The 18,559-nt window shown below is 72.6% G+C and carries 17 protein-coding genes and 1 tRNA gene; 10 read left to right on the forward strand and 8 right to left on the reverse strand.

Going from position 1 to position 18,559, the window contains the following annotated elements:
- The first annotated feature begins 43 nt into the window (after positions 1-43).
- The 4 genes from BLU27_RS08725 (at position 44) to BLU27_RS08740 (ending at position 2,818) form a co-directional block, all read left to right on the forward strand.
- The gene (locus tag BLU27_RS08725; RefSeq protein WP_197681741.1) at positions 44-610 is read left to right on the forward strand and encodes a tRNA adenosine deaminase-associated protein; all 567 of its coding nucleotides are present in this window, start codon (positions 44-46) and stop codon (positions 608-610) included.
- A 20-nt stretch (positions 611-630) separates the two neighbouring features.
- On the forward strand, positions 631-1,068 hold the full coding sequence (tadA, locus tag BLU27_RS08730; RefSeq protein WP_092652255.1) for a tRNA adenosine(34) deaminase TadA: 438 nt from the start codon (positions 631-633) through the stop codon (positions 1,066-1,068).
- Between the two features lie 34 nt (positions 1,069-1,102).
- A tRNA-Ser gene (locus BLU27_RS08735) sits at positions 1,103-1,187 on the forward strand.
- A gap of 95 nt (positions 1,188-1,282) precedes the next feature.
- A complete protein-coding gene (locus tag BLU27_RS08740; RefSeq protein WP_241827863.1) occupies positions 1,283-2,818 on the forward strand; it encodes a potassium/proton antiporter in 1,536 nt (511 codons plus the stop codon).
- 38 nt (positions 2,819-2,856) lie between these two features.
- Here BLU27_RS08740 and BLU27_RS08745 read toward each other — a convergent pair whose 3' ends face one another.
- Both BLU27_RS08745 and BLU27_RS08750 read right to left on the reverse strand, forming a co-directional pair.
- Positions 2,857-3,429 (reverse strand): LytR C-terminal domain-containing protein, encoded by a 573-nt coding sequence (locus tag BLU27_RS08745; RefSeq protein ID WP_092652257.1) that lies wholly within the window; start codon positions 3,427-3,429, stop codon positions 2,857-2,859.
- 30 nt (positions 3,430-3,459) lie between these two features.
- Positions 3,460-3,756 carry a type II toxin-antitoxin system VapB family antitoxin gene (locus tag BLU27_RS08750; RefSeq protein ID WP_092652259.1) on the reverse strand — a complete coding sequence of 99 codons (297 nt, stop codon included), beginning with the start codon at positions 3,754-3,756 and terminating at the stop codon, positions 3,460-3,462.
- A gap of 208 nt (positions 3,757-3,964) precedes the next feature.
- On the opposite strand from BLU27_RS08750, the gene dhaK reads away from it, so the two are divergent.
- Genes dhaK through ptsP form a run of 3 tightly spaced genes read left to right on the forward strand, consistent with a single transcriptional unit; the run spans position 3,965 to position 8,118 of the window.
- Entirely contained in the window at positions 3,965-4,966 is a 1,002-nt protein-coding gene (gene dhaK / locus BLU27_RS08755; RefSeq protein WP_092652261.1) for a dihydroxyacetone kinase subunit DhaK, read from the forward strand.
- Positions 4,967-4,972: 6 nt separating this feature from the next.
- Positions 4,973-5,626, forward strand: a complete 654-nt coding sequence (gene dhaL, locus BLU27_RS08760; RefSeq protein ID WP_197681742.1) for a dihydroxyacetone kinase subunit DhaL — start codon at positions 4,973-4,975, stop codon at positions 5,624-5,626.
- An 11-nt stretch (positions 5,627-5,637) separates the two neighbouring features.
- Positions 5,638-8,118, forward strand: coding sequence for a phosphoenolpyruvate--protein phosphotransferase (gene ptsP, locus BLU27_RS08765; RefSeq protein WP_092652263.1), 2,481 nt, complete (start codon positions 5,638-5,640; stop codon positions 8,116-8,118).
- Between the two features lie 24 nt (positions 8,119-8,142).
- Here the strand turns inward: ptsP and BLU27_RS08770 are convergent, their stop codons facing one another.
- Positions 8,143-9,402, reverse strand: coding sequence for a PrsW family intramembrane metalloprotease (locus tag BLU27_RS08770; RefSeq protein ID WP_241827864.1), 1,260 nt, complete (start codon positions 9,400-9,402; stop codon positions 8,143-8,145).
- A 383-nt stretch (positions 9,403-9,785) separates the two neighbouring features.
- Between BLU27_RS08770 and BLU27_RS08775 the strand changes: the two genes are divergently transcribed.
- Complete coding sequence (locus tag BLU27_RS08775) at positions 9,786-10,124, forward strand: YciI family protein (RefSeq protein ID WP_092652265.1); 339 nt, start codon at positions 9,786-9,788, stop codon at positions 10,122-10,124.
- Positions 10,125-10,172: 48 nt separating this feature from the next.
- Here BLU27_RS08775 and BLU27_RS08780 read toward each other — a convergent pair whose 3' ends face one another.
- Positions 10,173-11,171: an ArsR/SmtB family transcription factor gene (locus BLU27_RS08780; RefSeq protein WP_092652267.1), complete on the reverse strand. Its 999-nt coding sequence runs from the start codon at positions 11,169-11,171 to the stop codon at positions 10,173-10,175.
- 102 nt (positions 11,172-11,273) lie between these two features.
- Between BLU27_RS08780 and BLU27_RS08785 the strand changes: the two genes are divergently transcribed.
- Together BLU27_RS08785 and BLU27_RS08790 are read left to right on the forward strand one after the other, a co-directional pair.
- On the forward strand, positions 11,274-12,494 hold the full coding sequence (locus BLU27_RS08785) for an MFS transporter (protein ID WP_092652269.1): 1,221 nt from the start codon (positions 11,274-11,276) through the stop codon (positions 12,492-12,494).
- 93 nt (positions 12,495-12,587) lie between these two features.
- A complete protein-coding gene (locus BLU27_RS08790) occupies positions 12,588-13,295 on the forward strand; it encodes a response regulator transcription factor (RefSeq protein WP_092652271.1) in 708 nt (235 codons plus the stop codon).
- Here BLU27_RS08790 and BLU27_RS08795 read toward each other — a convergent pair.
- From BLU27_RS08795 to BLU27_RS08810, 4 genes are all read right to left on the reverse strand, one after another.
- On the reverse strand, positions 13,256-14,977 hold the full coding sequence (locus BLU27_RS08795) for a sensor histidine kinase (protein WP_092652273.1): 1,722 nt from the start codon (positions 14,975-14,977) through the stop codon (positions 13,256-13,258). The genes BLU27_RS08790 and BLU27_RS08795 overlap by 40 nt on opposite strands.
- A gap of 210 nt (positions 14,978-15,187) precedes the next feature.
- Positions 15,188-16,432: an ABC transporter permease gene (locus BLU27_RS08800; RefSeq protein WP_172804912.1), complete on the reverse strand. Its 1,245-nt coding sequence runs from the start codon at positions 16,430-16,432 to the stop codon at positions 15,188-15,190.
- Positions 16,429-17,139, reverse strand: a complete 711-nt coding sequence (locus tag BLU27_RS08805) for an ABC transporter ATP-binding protein (protein WP_172804913.1) — start codon at positions 17,137-17,139, stop codon at positions 16,429-16,431. Before BLU27_RS08805 ends, BLU27_RS08800 begins: the two co-directional genes overlap by 4 nt.
- Positions 17,136-18,557, reverse strand: a complete 1,422-nt coding sequence (locus BLU27_RS08810; protein ID WP_157728352.1) for a peptidoglycan-binding domain-containing protein — start codon at positions 18,555-18,557, stop codon at positions 17,136-17,138. Before BLU27_RS08810 ends, BLU27_RS08805 begins: the two co-directional genes overlap by 4 nt.
- Between the last annotated feature and the right edge of the window lie 2 nt (positions 18,558-18,559).

Consider the following 18,559-nt stretch of genomic DNA (forward strand, 5'->3'; position numbering starts at 1 on the left):
CGATCGCGGACCCCGGCGAAAGACAGGTCCAGACAAGCCGTAGGTGCAGATCGAGAACTCGAAGGAATGGTGCGCGGTGTCGTACTTCGCGGCGGCGTTCGCCCGCAGTGGGGACGAATGGGTGGCGAGTGAGACCGACCTCGACGACGTGGAGACCGTGGAGGACGTGGTCGACGCGGTACAGGACGTCGAGGCCGACGACGAGATCGTCCTGGTCTTCGTCGAGGAGGAGAACTGGTTCGGCGTCGTCCGGGTGGAAGGCGACGAGGAACCCCGGGTGTACGTGTCCGACGGGGCCGAGACGCTCCGCTCACCGGTCGGTGAGGCGCTGGTGAGTGAGCTGGTGGAAGAACACCGGCTCGCCTCGGTGGTCGCAGGCGACGTGGGTGCCGAGATGCCGGTGCCCGCCACCGACATCGACGAGGACGAGGACGAGCCGGTGGTGCTGCCGTCCGAACCCATCGGCGAGGCCGGGTTGCTGGACGACCTCGGCATCCGGGCCGAGGACCTGAACCGTCTGGCGGAGGCGATCGGTACGTCCCCCGCGGCGGCGGTGACGTTCCTCGCCGAGCGCCTGGGGTTCGCCGAGGCGCTCGAGGCGGTCCGCTGAGCTCCGGCTGGGACGACCCGATGCGGGCCGCCCTCGAGGAGGCCGCCATGGCCCCGGACACCGGTGACGTACCCGTCGGGTGTGTCGTACTCGGCCCCGACGGCTCCGTGCTCGGCAGGGGACGCAACGCGCGCGAGGCGACCGGCGACCCGACCGCCCACGCGGAGGTGCTGGCGATCCGGGAGGCGGCTGCCGCGCGAGGGGAGTGGCGGCTGTCCGGATGCACGCTCGTCGTCACCCTCGAGCCGTGCACGATGTGCGCGGGCGCGCTGGTGCAGGCCCGGGTCGACCAGGTGGTGTTCGGTGCGTACGACGACAAGGCCGGTGCCGTCGGCTCGCTGTGGGACGTCGTACGCGACCGCCGGCTCAACCACCGGCCGCGGGTCGTCGGCGGAGTGCTCGCCGAGGAGTGCGGTGAGGTGCTGCGGCGGTTCTTCGCGGCCCGCCGGGGCGTGTGAGGCACTTCCCACGCCGTCCGGTAACCTACCCGGCGGTGGCGTGTCCGAGCGGCCGAAGGAGCACGCCTCGAAAGCGTGTGAGGGGCAACCCTCCGTGGGTTCAAATCCCACCGCCACCGCAGCAGGAGGGCCTGGGCACGAGCACTGACGTGCCCAGGCCCTTCGGCATTGTCCTTCTGGGCGGGGTTCGACCGGGGCGGGGGAGGTGCCGGCGATGATCACCGTGGCCGAACTCAACGACTTCCTGCTGTACGGCGCCCTGGTTCTGCTGCTGGCGATCCTCGCTGTCCGCGCCTCGGTGCGGTTCGGGTTCCCCAGCCTGCTGATCTACCTCGCGATGGGCGTCGCGCTCGGCGAGGCGGGCCTCGGCATTCGGTTCGACGACGCCCAGCTCGCCCACGCGCTCGGCTTCGCCGCCCTCGTGGTCATCCTCGCCGAAGGTGGTCTCACCACCCGGTGGGCCGAGGTACGCGGGTCGATGCTGCCCGGGCTCGTCCTCGCCACCGTCGGTGTCGCGGTCAGCGTGCTCGTGGTGGCGGTGATCGTCCATGGCACGCTCGGCTTCGGCTGGCGGCTCTCCCTGCTCCTCGGTGCCGTCACCTCGCCCACCGACGCGGCAGCGGTGTTCTCGGTGCTGCGGAAGGTCCCGCTGCCCCGCCGGCTGGCCGGGGTCCTGGAGGCCGAGTCGGGCCTGAACGACGCCCCGACGGTCCTCCTGGTCACCCTGCTCAGCTCCTCGGTGTTCGCGGAGGAGAGCGTACCCCGCATCGTCGGGTTGATCGGCGGTGAGCTCGCGGGCGGCACGGTACTCGGGTTCGTCATCGGGTGGGGCGGCGCGTGGCTGCTGCGGCGGGTGGCGTTGCCGTCGTCGGGCCTGTACCCGCTGGCAGTCGTGTCGTTCGCGGTGCTGGCGTACGCCTTGACCTCGTTCGTGCACTGCAGCGGTTTCGCCGCCGTCTACGTCGCCTCCCTCGTCCTCGGCAACGCCGAACTCCCGCACCGGCCGACCACGCGGTCGTTCGTGGAAGGCCTCGCGTGGCTGGCCCAGATCGGTTTGTTCGTGATGCTCGGGCTGCTCGCCTGGCCGAACCGGATGGAGTGGAGCGACGTCCTGGCCGGCCTGGTCGGCGGGCTGGCGCTGACCTTTGTGGCCCGGCCGCTGTCGGTGCTGGTGTCGATGCTGCCGTTCCGGACGCGGTTGCCCGACCAGCTGTTCCTCGCCTGGGCGGGGTTGCGCGGCGCGGTGCCGATCGTGCTCGCCACCATCCCGCTGGCGGCCGGCCTGGCACGCGCCGACCGGCTGTTCAACGTGGTCTTCATCCTCGTCGTGGTGTTCACGCTGGTGCAGGCTCCGACCCTGCCGTGGGTGGGCAAGTTGCTACGGCTCGGGGGCGAGGAGGAGGTGCGTGACCTCGACGTGGAAGCGGCGCCGCTGGAACGCCTGGACGCCGACCTGCTGCAGATCCGGATCCTGCCCCGATCGCTGCTGGCCAACGTCGAGGTGGGGGAGCTGCGGCTACCCGAAGGGGCGTCGGTGGCGCTGGTGGTCCGCGAGGGCCGCAGCCTGGTGCCCGGGTTGCGTACGGCCCTGAAGGTCGGCGACGACCTGCTCGTGATCGCTCCGCGGCGGGTACGGGAGGCCACCGAACGCCGGCTGCGGTCGGTGAGCCGTTCGGGCCGGCTGGCGGGGTGGTTGGAAGGTCACCAGCCGACGGCTCCCTCGCGGATGCGGTGGATCCGCAGACCCTGATCCCGGCCTGTGGCCCCGGGCCCCTAGCGCGCGGGCCGTCAGCCGGCGGCGCCGCCCGGTGTGGGGCTCGGCTTCACGCAGACCGGCACGGTGGTGGTGACGTCCATGGCCGTCGGCGCCTTGGTGACGAGGCCGTGGAAATCACTGCCGAGGGCCAGATCGACGCTCGCGTCGGTCCGGTCGTCCACGCTGATCTTCTCCTTGGCGACCTGCGCGGCGACCAGGATGACCTCCGGTGCGTCCTTGGCCCGGCCGCGAACCTCCGCGACCTTCACCTTCGCCTTCTTCGGGTCGTTGGCCACGGCGCCGACGGTGAAGCCGCGCTGGCGCAGGTCGGTCGCGGTACGTTCCGCGAGCCCACCGATCTTGCTCGCGTTGTAGACGTTCACGATCACCCTGGCGGCCGCGATCCGCTGCTTCTGGCCCGGCGAAGGTGTGCTGCACACGAGGTCCGGCCCGGCGCCCGGGATGGCCTTCAGGGCCGACTGCCAGCCGAACCACCCCGCTCCGGCGACGAGGCCGATGAGGACGACCAGGGTGAGGGGGCCACGGATCCTCCGCCTGCGCCGCCGCCGGGCTCGGCGTAGCTCGGCGGTCTCGTCCCATCCCATGTGCGCCCCCTTCCCCCGTGCGGGAAATCCTCAGCCCTTGAGCCGAAGCACGCGGGCGTGCAACACCATGCGCTGGTGCAAAGCGGCTCGCAGTGCCCGGTGCAAGCCGTCCTCGAGGTACAGCTCGTTCTGGTATTCGACCACGTGGGCGAACAGATCTCCGTAGTAGGTGGAGTCCTCCGCGAGGAGGGTGTCCAGGTCGAGGGTGCGTTTCGTGGTGACCAACTGGTCCAGCCGGATCGGGCGCGGCGGCAGCTCGGCCCACTCGCGTTGGGTCGTGCCGTGCTCGGGATAGGGGCGTCCGTCGCCGACGCGCTTGAAGATCACGGTTGGGCAGTGTAGTGGCGCCTGCTGCGGGTGACCGGGCAGAAGCGTTGGGTGTCTTCACCGTAGGCCGAATCGTGCCCTGGCGCTGCCCCCTGGCCGAGTCAGGGGTCGGCGGCTGAACGCTCGGGTAGGACCAAACTCGGCAGGACCGACAGTCGGTGGGACCAAGAAGGGTGACGCCGCGAGCGCACGGTGGGAGGGTGCGGGGATGAAGAAGATCATCAACGATCCGGCGAACGTCGTCGCGGAGGCACTGACCGGCCTGGCCGCCGCACACGGCGACCTCGTGAGCGTCCATCTGGACCCCGACTACGTGGTGTCGGTGGACGCGCCCCGCCGGGGCAAGGTCGGTGTGGTCTCCGGCGGCGGCAGCGGGCACGAGCCGCTGCACGCCGGCTTCGTGGGGTACGGAATGCTGGACGCGGCCTGCCCCGGGCCGGTGTTCACCTCACCGACGCCCGACCCGATCCTCGCCGCGACGAAGGCGGTGGACGGCGGTGCGGGCGTACTCCACATCGTGAAGAACTACACCGGCGACGTCCTCAACTTCGAGACCGCGGCCGAGCTGGCCGCGGCCGAGGGTGTCGGGGTGGAGGCGGTGGTGATCGACGACGACGTGGCGGTGCGGGACAGCCTCTACACCGCCGGGCGGCGCGGAGTCGGCGGCACGGTCCTCGCGGAGAAGATCGTCGGCGCGGCCGCCCAGCGCGGCGACGACCTGGCCGCGGTGGCGGCGCTGTGCCGCCGGGTCAACGACAACGTCGCCAGCATGGGGATGGCGCTGGACTCGTGTACGGTGCCGCACGCCGGCAAGCCGACGTTCGAGCTGGGGCCGGACGAGATGGAGATCGGGATCGGCATCCACGGCGAGCCCGGCCGGGAACGCGTGCCGCTCGAACCCGCGAACGCGATCGTGGAACGCCTGCTGGCCCCGATCGTCGAGGACATGCCGTTCGAGTCCGGGGACCGTACGCTGCTGTTCGTCAACGGCATGGGCGGCACTCCGCTGATGGAGCTCTACGTCGCCTACGCCCACGCCGAGAAGGTGCTGGCCCAGCGCGGCATCGCCGTCGAGCGGCGGCTGGTCGGCAACTACATCACCTCGCTGGAGATGCCGGGCATGTCGATCACCCTGCTGCGGCTGGACGAGGAGATGATCGAGCTGTGGGACGCACCCGTGCACACGCCCGCCCTGCGCTGGGGGCGGTGACGCCGCATGCCTTCCGATGACCTGCCGATGACCACGCGGGACCTGCTCCGCGTGATCGCCGACTACGCCGCCGTGGTGGCGGCCAACCGTACGTACCTGATCGAACTCGACGCCGCCATCGGGGACGCCGACCACGGCGAGAACCTCGACCGCGGCATGAAGGCGGCGTTGGACCGCCTCGCCGAGGCCGACCCGGGTACGCCCGCCGACGTGCTCCAGACGGTGGCGACCGCGCTGATCTCCAAGGTCGGTGGAGCAGCCGGCCCGTTGTACGGCACGGCGTTCCTGCGCGCCGCCACGAGCGTCCGGGGACGTGGCGAGCTCGGCGCCGCCGACCTCGTGGGTGCCCTGCGGGCCGGGCTGGGCGGCGTGGTGGCGCGGGGGAAGGCCGAGGTGGGCGACAAGACGATGGTCGACGCCTGGGACCCGGCCGTGCAGGCCGCCGAACAGGTCGTCACTGCGGGCGGTTCGACCCGCGAGGCGCTCACCGCGGCGGCCGACGCCGCCGAGGAGGGCATGCGGGCCACCATCCCGATGATCGCCCGCAAGGGCCGGGCGAGCTACCTCGGCGAGCGCAGCGCCGGTCACCAGGACCCCGGCGCCACATCGTCGGCGCTGCTCTTTCGGGTGTTCGCCGACGTCGCCGACCACTCCTCGTAGGCGCAGCGGCGATGCCGGAGGGGCCCGTCGCCCAGGTCGGGCTGGTTCTCATCGCACACGTGGCCGCCCTCGCCGAGGGCGTACGCACCCTGGCCGCCCAGATGGCACCGGAGGTGGACATCCGCGCGGTCGGCGGCACCGACGACGGCGGGGTGGGGACCAGCTTCGACGCCATGCTGGCGGCGGTGACGTCCGTGCTGGCCGACGTGGCTCCGGACGAAGGCGCGGGCGAGGGCGCGCGCGGGGGCGCCGGCGTGGCCGTGCTGTACGACCTCGGCAGCGCACAGCTCACCGCCGAACTCGTCCTGGAGACGCTCGACCCGGGACAGTCGGACCGGGTGCTGCTCGTCGACGCGCCGCTGGTGGAGGGTGCGGTCGCGGCTGCGACCACCGCGGCTGGAGGTGCCGGCCTCGCCGAGGTCGCCGCCGCGGCGCGGGCGGCCTATGTGCCCACCCCCGCGGCGGGCGAGGCCGAGACACCCGAGACGCCCGAGGCGGCGGAGGCGGAGAAGCGGGTCGAGGCCGAGGTACGGGCGCGGACGACGTTGCGTAATCCGGCCGGGTTGCACGCCCGGCCGGCGGCGGCGCTGGCGCACCTGGTCCGGGAGTACGACGCGCGGGTCACCGTCGGCCGGCCCGGAGATCCGGGGGTGGCCGCGGCCGGCGTGCTGGGGGTGGTGGCCCAGGGTCTGCGGGTGGGCACCGAGATCGAGGTCGCCGCGTCCGGTTCGGACTCCCGGGCAGCCGTGGACGCCGTCCTGGCTCTGGCCGACGCGGGATTCGGTGAGCTGGACGAGGAGACCCCCGCAGTAGCTTCTCCGGTGCCGCCCGAGCAGCCGGCGGCGGCCGAGCCCGCGGCGACCCCGAGGCCCGAGCCCGGCACGCTGCGCGGTGTCGGCGCCTCGGCCGGCTTGGTGGTGGCACCGGTCCGGCACCTGCGGCGTACCGAACCCCGGCTGCCGTCGACCGGCGGCCCCCACGACCCGGCGGCCGAACGCAGACGGCTGGTTGCCGCCGTCGACCAGGTGAACGCCGAACTCGGCAACCGGGCCGCCGGTGGTGGGTCCGGCGCCGACATCGCCGGTGCCCACCAGGCGATGCTCGCCGACCCGGCGCTGCTGGCCGGAGCCGAGGCCAGGCTCGACCAGGTCACGCCGGCCGAGGTGGCCTGGTGGGGGTCGGTGCTCGAGGCCCGCGACCTGCTGGCCGGGGGAGCGGCCCTGGTGGCGGAGCGTGCGGTGGACGTGGAGGACCTCGGCCGCGCGGTGCTGGGCGCCCTCGGCGTGGACGTCCGGCCGTCGGTACGACCGGAGGACGTCGCCCGCGCCGTGGTGGTCGCCGAGGAGGTGTTCCCCTCCGACGTCGCGGCCCTCGGCGAGGCCGGGGTGGCCGGGCTGGCGGTCGCACGCGGCGGGCGTACGTCCCACGCGGCGATCCTCGCCCGCGGACTAGAGCTGCCGATGGTGGTGCGGCTGGGCCCAGCAGTGCTGGACGTTCCGGACGGTACGCCGGTGGTCCTGGACGCGCGTACCGGCCAGGTGCGGGTCGACCCGCCGGAGGCGGAGCTGACCGCCGCCCGGCGGGCCGCCCGCGACCTCGCCACCGGCCGTGAGCGGGCTCGCGCCGCGGCCGCGGGCCCGGTGGTGCGCCCCGACGGGACGCCGGTGACCGTGAGCGCGAACGTCGGCGGCCGGGCCGAGGCGCGCGCTGCCCTGGCCGCCGGCGCCGACGCGGTGGGCCTGCTGCGTACCGAACTCCTCTACGTCGACCGGCCTCGCCTGCCCGGCGAGGACGAACAGGCTGCCGAGCTGGGCGCGGTCCTGGCCGAGCTGGGCGACCGGCGCGCGGTCGTACGCACCCTGGACGTGGGCGGTGACAAGCTGCTGCCGGCCCTGGATCTCGACCCTTGGCGGCACGGACCGCTCGGCGTGCGCGGAGTGCGGTACGCGTTCGGACATCCGGATCTGCTGCGGACCCAGCTGCGGGCGGTGCTGCGCGCGGCGTACGGGCGGGGCGAGGTCTGGCTGATGGCGCCGATGGTGACGGTGGCGGCGGAGGCGCGGCGGTTCCGGCTCCTGGTCGAGGAGGTGGCCGGCGAACTCGCGGCTGCGGGCACGGCGTTCGCCCGGCCGGCGAAGGTCGGGGTGATGGTCGAGGTGCCGGCGGCCGCCCTGGTCGCCGACGAGATCTGCGCCGAGGTGGACTTCGTGAGCGTGGGGAGCAACGACCTCACGCAGTACGTCATGGCCGCGGACCGGACCAACGACGCGGTGGGCGACCTCTACCAACCCGGCCACGAGGCGGTGTGGCGGCTGCTGGCGACGCTGGTCGACGCCGCCCGGTCGGCCGGTCGGCACGTCGCCGTGTGCGGCGAGCTCGCGGGAGAGCCGGACGCGGCCGTGCGGCTGGTCCGGATGGGTGTCGACGAGCTTTCCATGGCCCCGAGCGGCATCCCCGACGTCAAGGCGGCCCTGCGGAGCCGGCTCGGCTGACCCCGGTTGGCCGCGCCGCCGGGCTTAGCTGATCGGCTCGGGTGCCCGGTGGGCGGGCGGCGGACCGGTGACCTCTTCGGCGGTGGCCATCGCCTGGGGGTGCAGCACCGCCCGCTCGCGGGCCTCCAGCACCTTGCCGATCAGGTCGTCGCGCCAGTGGTCGGCGTCGTACCCGATCGCACCGCGCTGGTAGCGCTCGTAGAAGAAGGCGAGTTCGGTGACCGCGGTGTGGTAGTCGCGGACAGCCCGGGCGGCCTCGGCGCCCCACCTGCGCTTCACCGCCGAGCGCCAGCCACTGCGTCCGGGCAGGCTGGACAGCAGGCGTACCTCCTCCGGCGAGATCCAGTTGGCGGCGACGAACCTCGGCAGCTGGCCGGCCACGATGCGCTGCTCGCGGCGCCGCTGCCAGAGCACCACCATCGCCACCGCGGCGAACACCGGGACCATGAAGACGACGTAGACGAGGAAGAAGCCGAACTGGCCGAGCAGCGACGCCGAGGCGTTCCACAGCGCGTGCAGGCAGACGGCGGCGAGGTAGCCGACCAGCGGGTAGAGGAACCGGATCGGTCGCCTGCTGCGCGCCATGATGCCGACGGCGAGCCCGGTCATCGAGGTGAAGATCGGGTGGGCGAACGGCGACAGCACGCACCGCAGGGCGAACAGCATGATGCCGCCGTGGAGTCCGCCCTCGGCGATGGCGGTGCCGAGATAGAGGATGTTCTCGCTGAACGCGAACCCCACCCCGACCAGGCCCGCGTAGACGATCCCGTCGACCACGCCGTCCACCTCGCGCCGGCGGGTGGCGAGGAGGGCGAACAGGAACGCTCCCTTGACCGCCTCCTCCACGAACGGTGCGGTCACCACGGTGCTCACCACGTCGCCGACCTCGGTGCCGACGGTGCGGGACCAGGCGTAGTTGAGCGCGAAGTTGCTGACCGCCGCGGCCAGCGCCGCCACCCCGGCTCCCCACAGGAACGCCATCAGCAGCAGCCGGCCGGGCTCGGGCTCCCACCGGTCGATCCACAAGAACACGGCGACCACCGGGACGACCGGAAGGAACGCGAAGAAGGTGCCGAGCGCGGCGGGCTCGGGCCCCGCACCCAGGACGGTCAGCCCGATCAGCGGGGTGACCAGCGCGGCCATCACGACGATGAGGCCGACCGGCGCGAGCACCCTGCGGCGGTTGCGGTGCCGGCCCGCCCAGGGGCGCAGCGGCACGAGGGGACGACCGCCCGGCAGTCCGGGTAGCCCGGACTGAGCGGAGGGGGAAGGGGTCGCGCTCATCCGGTAGAGCCTAGATCAGCTCACCCTTGCTCGCTGGTCGGCAGGAGACGCAGCGACGGGGCTCGCGGGGCCGGTTCCGGGCGGTCGGCTCGGGCTCCTTCTGCCGTTCGGTGCCACCACGATTGCGGAGCGTTGTCGATGTGACCGGTGTTGCCCGTCATGTGGTGGACGGCGGCGGGGAGGGGAGCAGAGGAGGGGGAGTGAGGAGGAACACGTGCGGCAACGAGGACGCGGTGAGGAACCCGTGCGCGGAGTCCGATGTATCAGGCCTACGCGATGTATGTGGAGCAAGCGCACGAACCGGTCCGCCCACCGCGGCGTCGGACGCGTGACCTCCCGACCGCCCGGCCAGGGCCCACCGAAGTGAGCGAAGGAGCGACGAGATGAAGTTCATGATGCTGGTGTGCTGGGCCGAGAGCGAGGAACTCGGTCCGGAGGAGTCGGCGGCGATGCGGCGGGACTCGATCGCCTGGACGGAGCAGATGGACGCGCGCGGGGTGCGATTGCAGGGCAGTCGGCTGCGGCCGACCGCCGACGCGAGGACCGTACGGGTTCGCGGCGACGACGTGCTGGTGACAGACGGCCCGTTCGCCGAGACCAAGGAACAGATCGCGGGGTACGACCTGCTGGAGTGCGCCGATCTCGACGAGGCGGTCGAGGTGGCCTCGAAGCATCCGGTCGCGAGGTTCGGCGCGATCGAGCTCCGGCCTTACTGGGACTGACGGCAGGGACGACCGCCGCGGGGGCTTCGCGCGGGGGCGTCGCGGGGGTCAGTCGCCCGCGGGGGTCAGCAGGGCATCGGCCACGGCCGTACGTGCGTACAGAACCGACCGGCCACTGCGGTGGGCGGTGACCAGGCCCGCGTCCCGCAGTGCGGTGAGGTGCTGGGAGACCCCGGCGGCGGACATGCCGGCCCGCCGCGCGAGCTGGGTGGTCGAGGACGGGGTGTCGAGCTCGGTCAGGATTCGCGTACGCGATCGACCCAGAACGCCGGCGACCGCCGCCGCGGACGTGGGGGTCCGCGGCTCCCACAGGTTGCCGACCCCGCGGGCCGGATATGCGAGCTGCGGCGGCTCACCGGCCACCGACCGGGTCAGGACCCGCGGCCACACGAACGCCGACGGCACCAGCAGCAGCCCGCCGCCCGCCTGGCCGCGGGTCACCGCGCAGTGCCGGCGGACGAGCCGCAGGGTGCCGTCGTCCCAGCGCACGGAGTCGTGGAGCTCGTCGAGAACGTGGGCGGAGCCGTGCTCGGCGGCCTGCCGGGCCCGGTAGAAGACGTCGGCCTCGAGGAGGTGCCGGATCCGGGCCCAGTAGGGCGCGAGGGCGAGTTCCCAGTACGCCTCGATCTCGGCGGCGACCTTCCCGAGCGTCTCCTCCGGTGCGTCGTACAGCAGTCTGAACCGGGCAGACCGGCCACCGTCTCGTCCGGCCTCGGCCGCAAGCATGTCCAGCTCGGCCCGCACCTGGCCGGCCGAGGTCGCCCGGATCGCCGCCAGCTCACCGGACAGGCCGGGGAACGGCGAGGCGGGCGTGGGATTGAGGAAGTCGGCGAGGTAGCCGGTCAGGGGGATCAGCTCCGCCAGCCAGCCGCGGTCGAGTCCGGTCCGCTCCAGCCGGGGCCGTACCTGCGCGGCCCATCGCCGGTGGAGCGGGGGATCCACCTCGGCCCGGAGCAGCCGGAAGCTGGTGACGACCTCCCACATCGGCGACACGGCGTACCTGGTCATCGCCAGGTCCGCGGTGGAGAAGCTGAGCACCGACTCCATGACGTACTCCCTGCTTCTCTCGGACCGTACCGCGTGGCGAGTTGGATTCGGGCTGAGTTTAATCAATGGTCCGGCGAGCGGACCGGGCAGCAGGGTCTCGGCATGTTCTCCTCCTTCCGCGGGCTTCCGCCCGTCGTCTGGACCGTCTTCGCCGGCACGGTCGTCAACCGGCTCGGCTACCTCGTCACCCCGTTCCTCGTGTTCTTCCTGGCCACCCGCGGCGTCACCGGAACGCACGTCTCCTACGTCCTCGGCGCGCTCGGCGCCGGCAACCTGCTCGGACCGGCGGTCGGCGGAGTGCTCGCGGACCGGATCGGCCGGCGGCCGACGATGCTCGCCGGGCTGGTCGCCGCGTCGGTGGGCCAGGGTGCGCTCTTCGTCGCTCCCGGCGTGGCCACGATGGCGGCCGCCGCCCTGCTGATCAGCGCCGCCGGGTCGATGGTCAGCCCGGCCGCGTACGCGCTGCTGGCCGACGCCGTGGACGCCGAGCACCGGCGGCGGGCGTACGCGCTGTTCCAGTGGGGCGTGAACATCGGTACGGCGGTGGCCGGGGTGCTCGGCGGATTCCTCGCCGCGCGCGGTTACTGGCTGCTGTTCGCGGTCGACGCCGGAAGCATGCTGGTCTTCGCCGCCGTGGTGGCGTTCCGGCTGCGCGAACACCGGCCGCCCACGGCGTTCGGCGCGGAGGGGGACGGAGGCGCGGGCGGGGCGAAGCGCAAGGACGGCATCGGCTACGGGGTCGTCCTGCGGGACCGGCTCGGGCTGGCGCTGCTTCCGCTGTTCGGCGTCCAGCTGTTCGTCTACTCGCTGACCGAGGTGGCGCTGCCGCTCGCCATCCACGACAGCGGCCTGTCTCCGACGGTCTACGGTGCGATGGCGGCGCTCAACGCGGTGATGGTGGTGGTCCTCCAGCCCGTGGTGACGGCGCGGCTGGCCCGGCTGCCACAGCTTCCGGTGCAGTGCGCCGGCGGCGTGCTGATCGCCGTCGGCGTGGCGATGACCGGGCTCGCGAACACGGTCACGGGGTATGCGATCTCGGTGGTCGTCTGGTCCGTCGGCGAGGTGGTCGTCGCCGGTATCGCCGCGTCGGTGATCGCCAATCTCGCCCCAGCACACGCCCGCGGCCGCTACCAGGGCGCGTTCGGCTGGACGTGGGGAACGGCGAGGTTCGGCGCTCTCACCCTGGGCGTCGGGTTGTACTCCGGTCTCGGCCCGGGTGTGCTGTGGTGGACCGCGTTGCTGGCCGGCATCGCCTGCTCGGTGGCGACGCTCGCGTTCCACGGACGGGTCGCCCGCCGGATGGACCACGTCCTCGCCGCCTGAGCGCGACCACCTTGCCGGAGCCCGGCGGAGGCGCCGGAGGCGGTGCCGTACTACCGTTCCGGAAGGTGCGGAGGCACTGCGGGGGGAGGGTCGTTGAACGCGCGGATTCTGGTTGCCGAGGATGACGAGAAACAGTCCCGACTGATCCGGATCTACCTGGAGCGCGAGGGAAATGCGGTGCAGGTCGTGGCCGACGGTCGCGCGGCGCTGGAAAGGGCCCGTTCGTCGAAGCCCGACCTCATCGTTCTCGATGTGATGCTGCCGGTGGTCGACGGTCTCGACGTGTGCCGCATTCTGCGCACGGAATCGGATGTTCCTGTCCTGTTGCTCACCGCGCGCACCACCGAGGAGGACATGCTCCTCGGTCTGGACCTCGGCGCCGACGACTACCTCACCAAGCCGTACAGCCCCCGCGAACTGACCGCACGCGTACGGGCGTTGCTGCGCCGCTCCAGAAGAGCCGACGGCGTGACGGAGTCCTCGACGCTGCTGGTGGGTGATGTGGAGCTGGACATCGCGCGCTTCGAGGTCCGGCTGGCCGGGCGTCCGGTGGCGCTGACCGCGAAGGAGTTCGCCGTGCTGGAGACGCTGGCCCGTGAACCGGGCCGGGTCTTCACCCGCGTACAGATCATCGAGCGTGTCTTCGGCTTCGACCGGGACGTGCTGGAGCGGACCGTCGACGCGCACGTGATGAACCTGCGGCGGAAGCTGGAGGCGGACCCGCGGCGCCCCCGCTATCTGGAGACGGTCTACGGGCGGGGCTATCGCCTCGCCGACGGCGGCGGCTCAGCCAGGTCCTGACCCACCTCCCGGCTCCGGCCACTCTCCTCCCGCCCCCGGGTTCCCGCGGCCGTGGCGCCGTCGCTTTCCGGAAGCCTTGGCAGGGTGACTGTGAACGTTGTGCCGGCTCCCACCGTGCTGCGTACGTCGATCGACCCGGCGTGGTCGGTGACGATCTGACGGACGATGGCCAGCCCGAGGCCACTGCCGCCGGTGGCCCGGCCGCGTGCCGGATCCGCCCTCCAGAAGCGGTCGAAGAGATGCGGCAGGTCCTCGGCCGGTATCCCCTTGCCGGTGTCCCGGACCTCGACGACGGCCTGCTTGCCACGGGGCGACAGGGCCAGGGTTACGGTGCCGCCCGCTCCGGTCGCGCGCAGCGCGTTTCCTATGAGATTGCCGAGGGCCTGGCGCAGCCGGTCCGGGTCGCCGGTCGCGTACACCTGGTTCGGCGCCTCCAGATCCAAAGCGATGCCTGCCGTCTCGGCCTGGGCATGGTGAGCGGTGCGGCTGGTCTCGAGGATCTCGCGCAGGTCGACGTCGTGGCGGTGGTACGTCAGCGCGCCGCTCTCGGCCAGGGCGAGGTCCTGGAGGTCGTCCACGATCCGCTGCTGGAGCAGCGCCTCCTCGTGGAGGGAGGCGAGGAGTTCGGGAGTCGGGTCGACGACCCCGTCCCGCAGTGCCTCCTGATAACCGCGCAGATTGGCCAGTGGGGTTCGCAGCTCGTGGGCGATGTCCCCGGTGAGACGGCGCTGGCGCTCCTCCCCGGCCTGGATGGAGTCGGCCATGCGGTTGAAGGCGCTGCCGAGCTGCGCGATCTCGTCCCGCCCCGAAACAGGGACCCGCCGGCCAAGATCGCCCTCGCCGACTCCGCGGGCGGCGAGCGTCATGGCCCTGACCGGGCGCAGGACCGCGCGGCTCAGAAGCAACGAGGCGAGGACCGCGGCCAGGGCCACCCCGGTCGCCACGGCGACGGTGGGTGCGGGGGCGAGGGTGGGCGGGGATTCGTTCCGGTAGCCGACGCTTACCTCGAGGCGAGCCGGTGCGACTGAGGCGGTCCGCTCGTCGAAGGCCCTCTGCAGGCAGGGAGCGAGGGATCGTACGGACTCGCACGCGCGGAGGACGACGACGTCCTGGGCGGTCCGTGGGTCGGCCCCGCTGGGTGACTTCTTGCACCGTGCGGGCGGGTGATCCGTGCTGATCCTGGGAATGCCCAGGCGGTCCTGCCGGGCCGTCACCTCGGTGCCCGCATCGGTCAGGCAGGCCGCATACACGGCCGCGGAGCGGTAGTCGGCGATTGCGGCGACCGCCGTCTTGACCGAGATCCTGGGCGCCTGCCCGGCCGGCAACCGCAGGACTGGCCGCGCGTCCACCAGGACCGGTGGCCGGCCGTTCAGCGGGCGCGGCTCGCGGCCCGCGAGGATGTCGGAGTCGGCGAGTAGGACGCCGGTCTCGGTGACGACCCGTATGCGCTGCCCGGTGTCCTTGGCGAGTGTGCTCACCGAGGGGGAGAGCCCGTCCCAGGTTCCGTGCTTGAAGCCGTAGGCACGCAGCTCTCCGGCGATCCGCGAGAGCTCCTGCTGCCCCGCGCTGACCGTGTCCTGGACTTGACGGTTGGCCTGACGCAGGGTCAGCCAGGCGGTGGCGGCGGTGGCGGTGAGGGCGACCAGCGTGAGCAGGCCCAGCACCCGCAGCCGGAAGCTCATCGCGGTCCCCCGGGCCAGGAGGTCGGGACGGGTGCGGTCAACGGGGCTCCTCGGGTCGGATCCGAATCGTCATGAGGCATGGACGTGCCGCCATAGTGCAGGTAGCCGCCGTCGCAGCCCCAGCCATCCCGATGGTCACCGCGACCTCGGCTACCTGGACGTTCGTGCGCCCGACGAGACCGCCCGGAGCCGTTCCTCTCCCCCTGACGCTCAGGTGCTGGACAACGCCACCGTCGGCGACAGCCTGCTCGCCCGTACCGCCGGATACAACCCGGCGATCATGCCGATGAGCAGCGTCGAGCCGATGCCGGCCGCGCTGGCCCAGGGCGGCACCACCGTCGGCCAGCCACGGCTGGCCGCGTACCCCGCCGTGATCAGCGTCCCGAGGACCGTTCCGCCGAGTCCGCCGATGAGGGACAGCAGCAGCGACTCCGTCACGAACTGCATGCGGATCTGTCCCCTGGTAGCCCCCAGTGCCCGGCGCAGGCCGATCTCCGGCCGGCGTTCCAGGACCGAGATGACCATCGTGTTGCCCACGCCGACCCCGCCGACCAGCAGCGCCACCCCGCCGAGCCCGAGCAGCAGACCGGTGAGGGCCGACTCGGTGGCCTCCCGTGCCGCAAGCGCGTCGGAGGGCCTGGAGACCAGGACCTCGCTCGGCTTCTCCGGGTACGCCGTGGCCGGCAGCACCGGACGTACCGCCGAGACCTGACTGTTCTCGGTACGGACGTAGACCATGGAGGGGTGGCCATCGAAGCGGAGATACGCCCGCGCCGCGGGACCGCCGACCAGCACGGCGCTGTCGAGTTCCGGTGCGAGCGGTACGGGATCGAGGACGCCGATCACCGCGAACCAGTAGCCGCCGATCCAGACCCGGATCCCCGGCGCGTACACGTCCAGGCGCTGGGCGGCTGTGGCACCGAGCGCGACGGCCGGGTACTTCTCCGTCGCCGCGTCCAGCCAGCGGCCCCTGTGAACCTTGCCGCCTACGGCAGGAAGCAGGCCGCGGTCGGCCGCGAGGACGGCGAGGGAACCGGTGTGGCCGACGGAGATGTGCTCGTTGCGGTAGACGTGGAAGTCGGTCGCACCGGTGGCGGCGACCCGCTGCACAGGCGGTATCCGACGGATCATCGGCACGGCCTCGTACGGGAGTCGGGCCTTCTCGCCGTCCAGGCTCTGGCCGGGGGCGATCCGCAGGAGGTTGGTGCCGAGTGCGTCGAGACGGCGGTCCACCTCAGCATGCCCGGACCCGGAGATGCCGACCACCGCGATCATGGCGGCGACGCCGATGGCGATGCCCAGGGCGGAGAGAAACACCCTCAGAGGCCGGGTCCTGAGTCCGGTGCCGCCGAGGCGTACGACATCGGCGGCGCTCAGGCGCGCGGCGCGCAGTCGTGGCGCGGGGACACGCGTGCCGGGCTCTCGCGGGGAGGAGTACTTCGTAGGGTCCGTCACCGGGGCGCTCCGCCCGACGTGACCTGCGTCGTGTCGGCGACCAGCCGCCCGTCGCGCATGTCGATCCGGCGGGGGAGCCCGCTCGCGATCTCACGGTCATGGGTGATAACCACGACCGTGGTGCCCGACGCGTGCAACTCGCGCAGGAGGTCCAGCACTGCGGCGCCCGACGCGGAGTCGAGGTTGCCGGTCGGCTCGTCCGCCAGCAGGACCGACGGCTTGCCGACCACCGCACGGGCTACCGCCACCCGCTGCCTCTCGCCGCCGGAGAGCTGCTGAGGCAGGTGGTCGAGACGGTGGCTGAGCCCCACCCGGGCCAGCGCGGCGGCGGCTCTGGCGCGGCGGCGACGCATCGGGACGCCGGTGTACAACAGGCCGTCAGCCACCGCGTCCAGCACGGGCACGCCGACCCCCAGGTGGAACTGCTGAAAGACGAAGCCGATCCGGGTGGCCCGCAGCGCGGACAGCTCCCGGTCCGACAGCCTCGCCACGTCGTGGCCGTCGACCAGTACCCGCCCCGAGGTGGGGCGGTCGAGACTGCCCATCAGATTCAGCATGCTGGACTTTCCCGAGCCCGAAGGGCCGACCACACCGACCAGTTCGCCGCGTCCGATACGCAGGCTGACCTCTCGGACCGCGGCCACACCACCCGGATAGGTCTTGGAGACCGCGTCGAACTCCACGACCACCGAGGACGTGCCGCTCACTCCGGGATCCTCACCTTCATGCCTTCGCGGATCGCGGCGCCGCTCACTTCCACCCTGCCGTCCGCGAACAGCCCCGTCTTCACGGCAAGGAACCGGCCGTCCCGGGTCTCCACGCCGTATCCGCCCTCGGCAAGCGCGACCAGCGCGGAGACGGGAACGCTCAGCACGTCCTCGACCTTGCGTCCCACGTACTCGACGGACACCGGGCCGCTCTCCAGCCTCCCCAGGGCCCGCTGGTCCTGGAGGGTGACGAACACCGAGATCGTCGCGTCACCTCCCCGCCCCGGCGAGCCGCCCTCGTCGCCACCGCCCTCCGAACTGGTCGCCTGCTTCCCCACCGAGGCCACCGCGCCCTTCACGAACGTCCCGTCGGGCAGCTCCACCCGGACCTGCGCGCCGCGCACCGCCCAGGCGGCATCCGCGGCCGAGGCGTTCACGACGACATTCCGTGAGGTGCCCGTGTAGGTCAGGGCATCCGCACTGGCCTCGGCTCCCAGGCGCACTCCCGCGTGGCCGATCCGTACCTTGCCGGAGGAGTAGATGACATCCCCGACGTCGACCGTCCCCGTCTGGGGCAGGCCGAGCGACTTCTGCCAGCGCCTGACCGCCGAGGCGGTGAGCGCGGTGAACCGCTCGTCCACGGTGAAGCCCGTGTAGCCAAGAGCCGCCAGATTGGTCTCGAACTGCAGGACGTCCATACCGGTGAGCTCGCGGGGCATCGCCGGCGGGTCGGTCGTTTCTCCGGCTCCCGTCCCTTCGCCGGTCCCCGTGCCCGTGCCCTGGGACTCGGCGATCCCTGCGGAGTCGGGAGACGCACCGGCACCGGTCCCCTGCTTCTGCGCCTCGCCCGTACTCCGAGTCTGATCGGCCTGATCGGCGACCAGGCCGATGTCCCGGTACATCGGCAGCTTCCCGTACATGAGGACGACCGGCCGGTCGTCGACCCGCAACAGCGTGCCGCCGCGCTTGACGGTCGTACCCTCCGCGGGCAGCCAGGTCACGGTGCCCGTCGCCTTGACCGGCAACGGGATCTCCGTTCCGTAACCCAACTGACCGTCCACGACAGTGCGTTCGGCCAGGGTGGTCCGAGTGACCGGGACGAGGGAGCCGGAACGGGGCGGAGTGCTCGGGCCCTCGTCCTTGTCGCCGCCGAGTCCCAGGGAGCCGGCCACGGCGGCCACAGCCACGACGGCCACGGCCGAGGCGACCAGGGCCGCACGCCGACCGCGCCGAGGACGCGGCGGAGCCGACACGGAGTCGGTCCCATCCGTCGCGTCCCGGCCGGTCGCCGCATGGCCGGTCGCCGTATGGCCGGTCTCGTCCTGACCGATCTCGTCCCGGTCGATCGCAGCCGGGCCCGTCACCGCCCCGATTCCGTCGCGTTCGGTCCAGTCCGGGTCCGTCGCCGCCTCGGCCATGG

It is taken from the genome of Actinopolymorpha singaporensis (assembly GCF_900104745.1).
Taxonomy (GTDB): Bacteria; Actinomycetota; Actinomycetes; order Propionibacteriales; family Actinopolymorphaceae; genus Actinopolymorpha; species Actinopolymorpha singaporensis.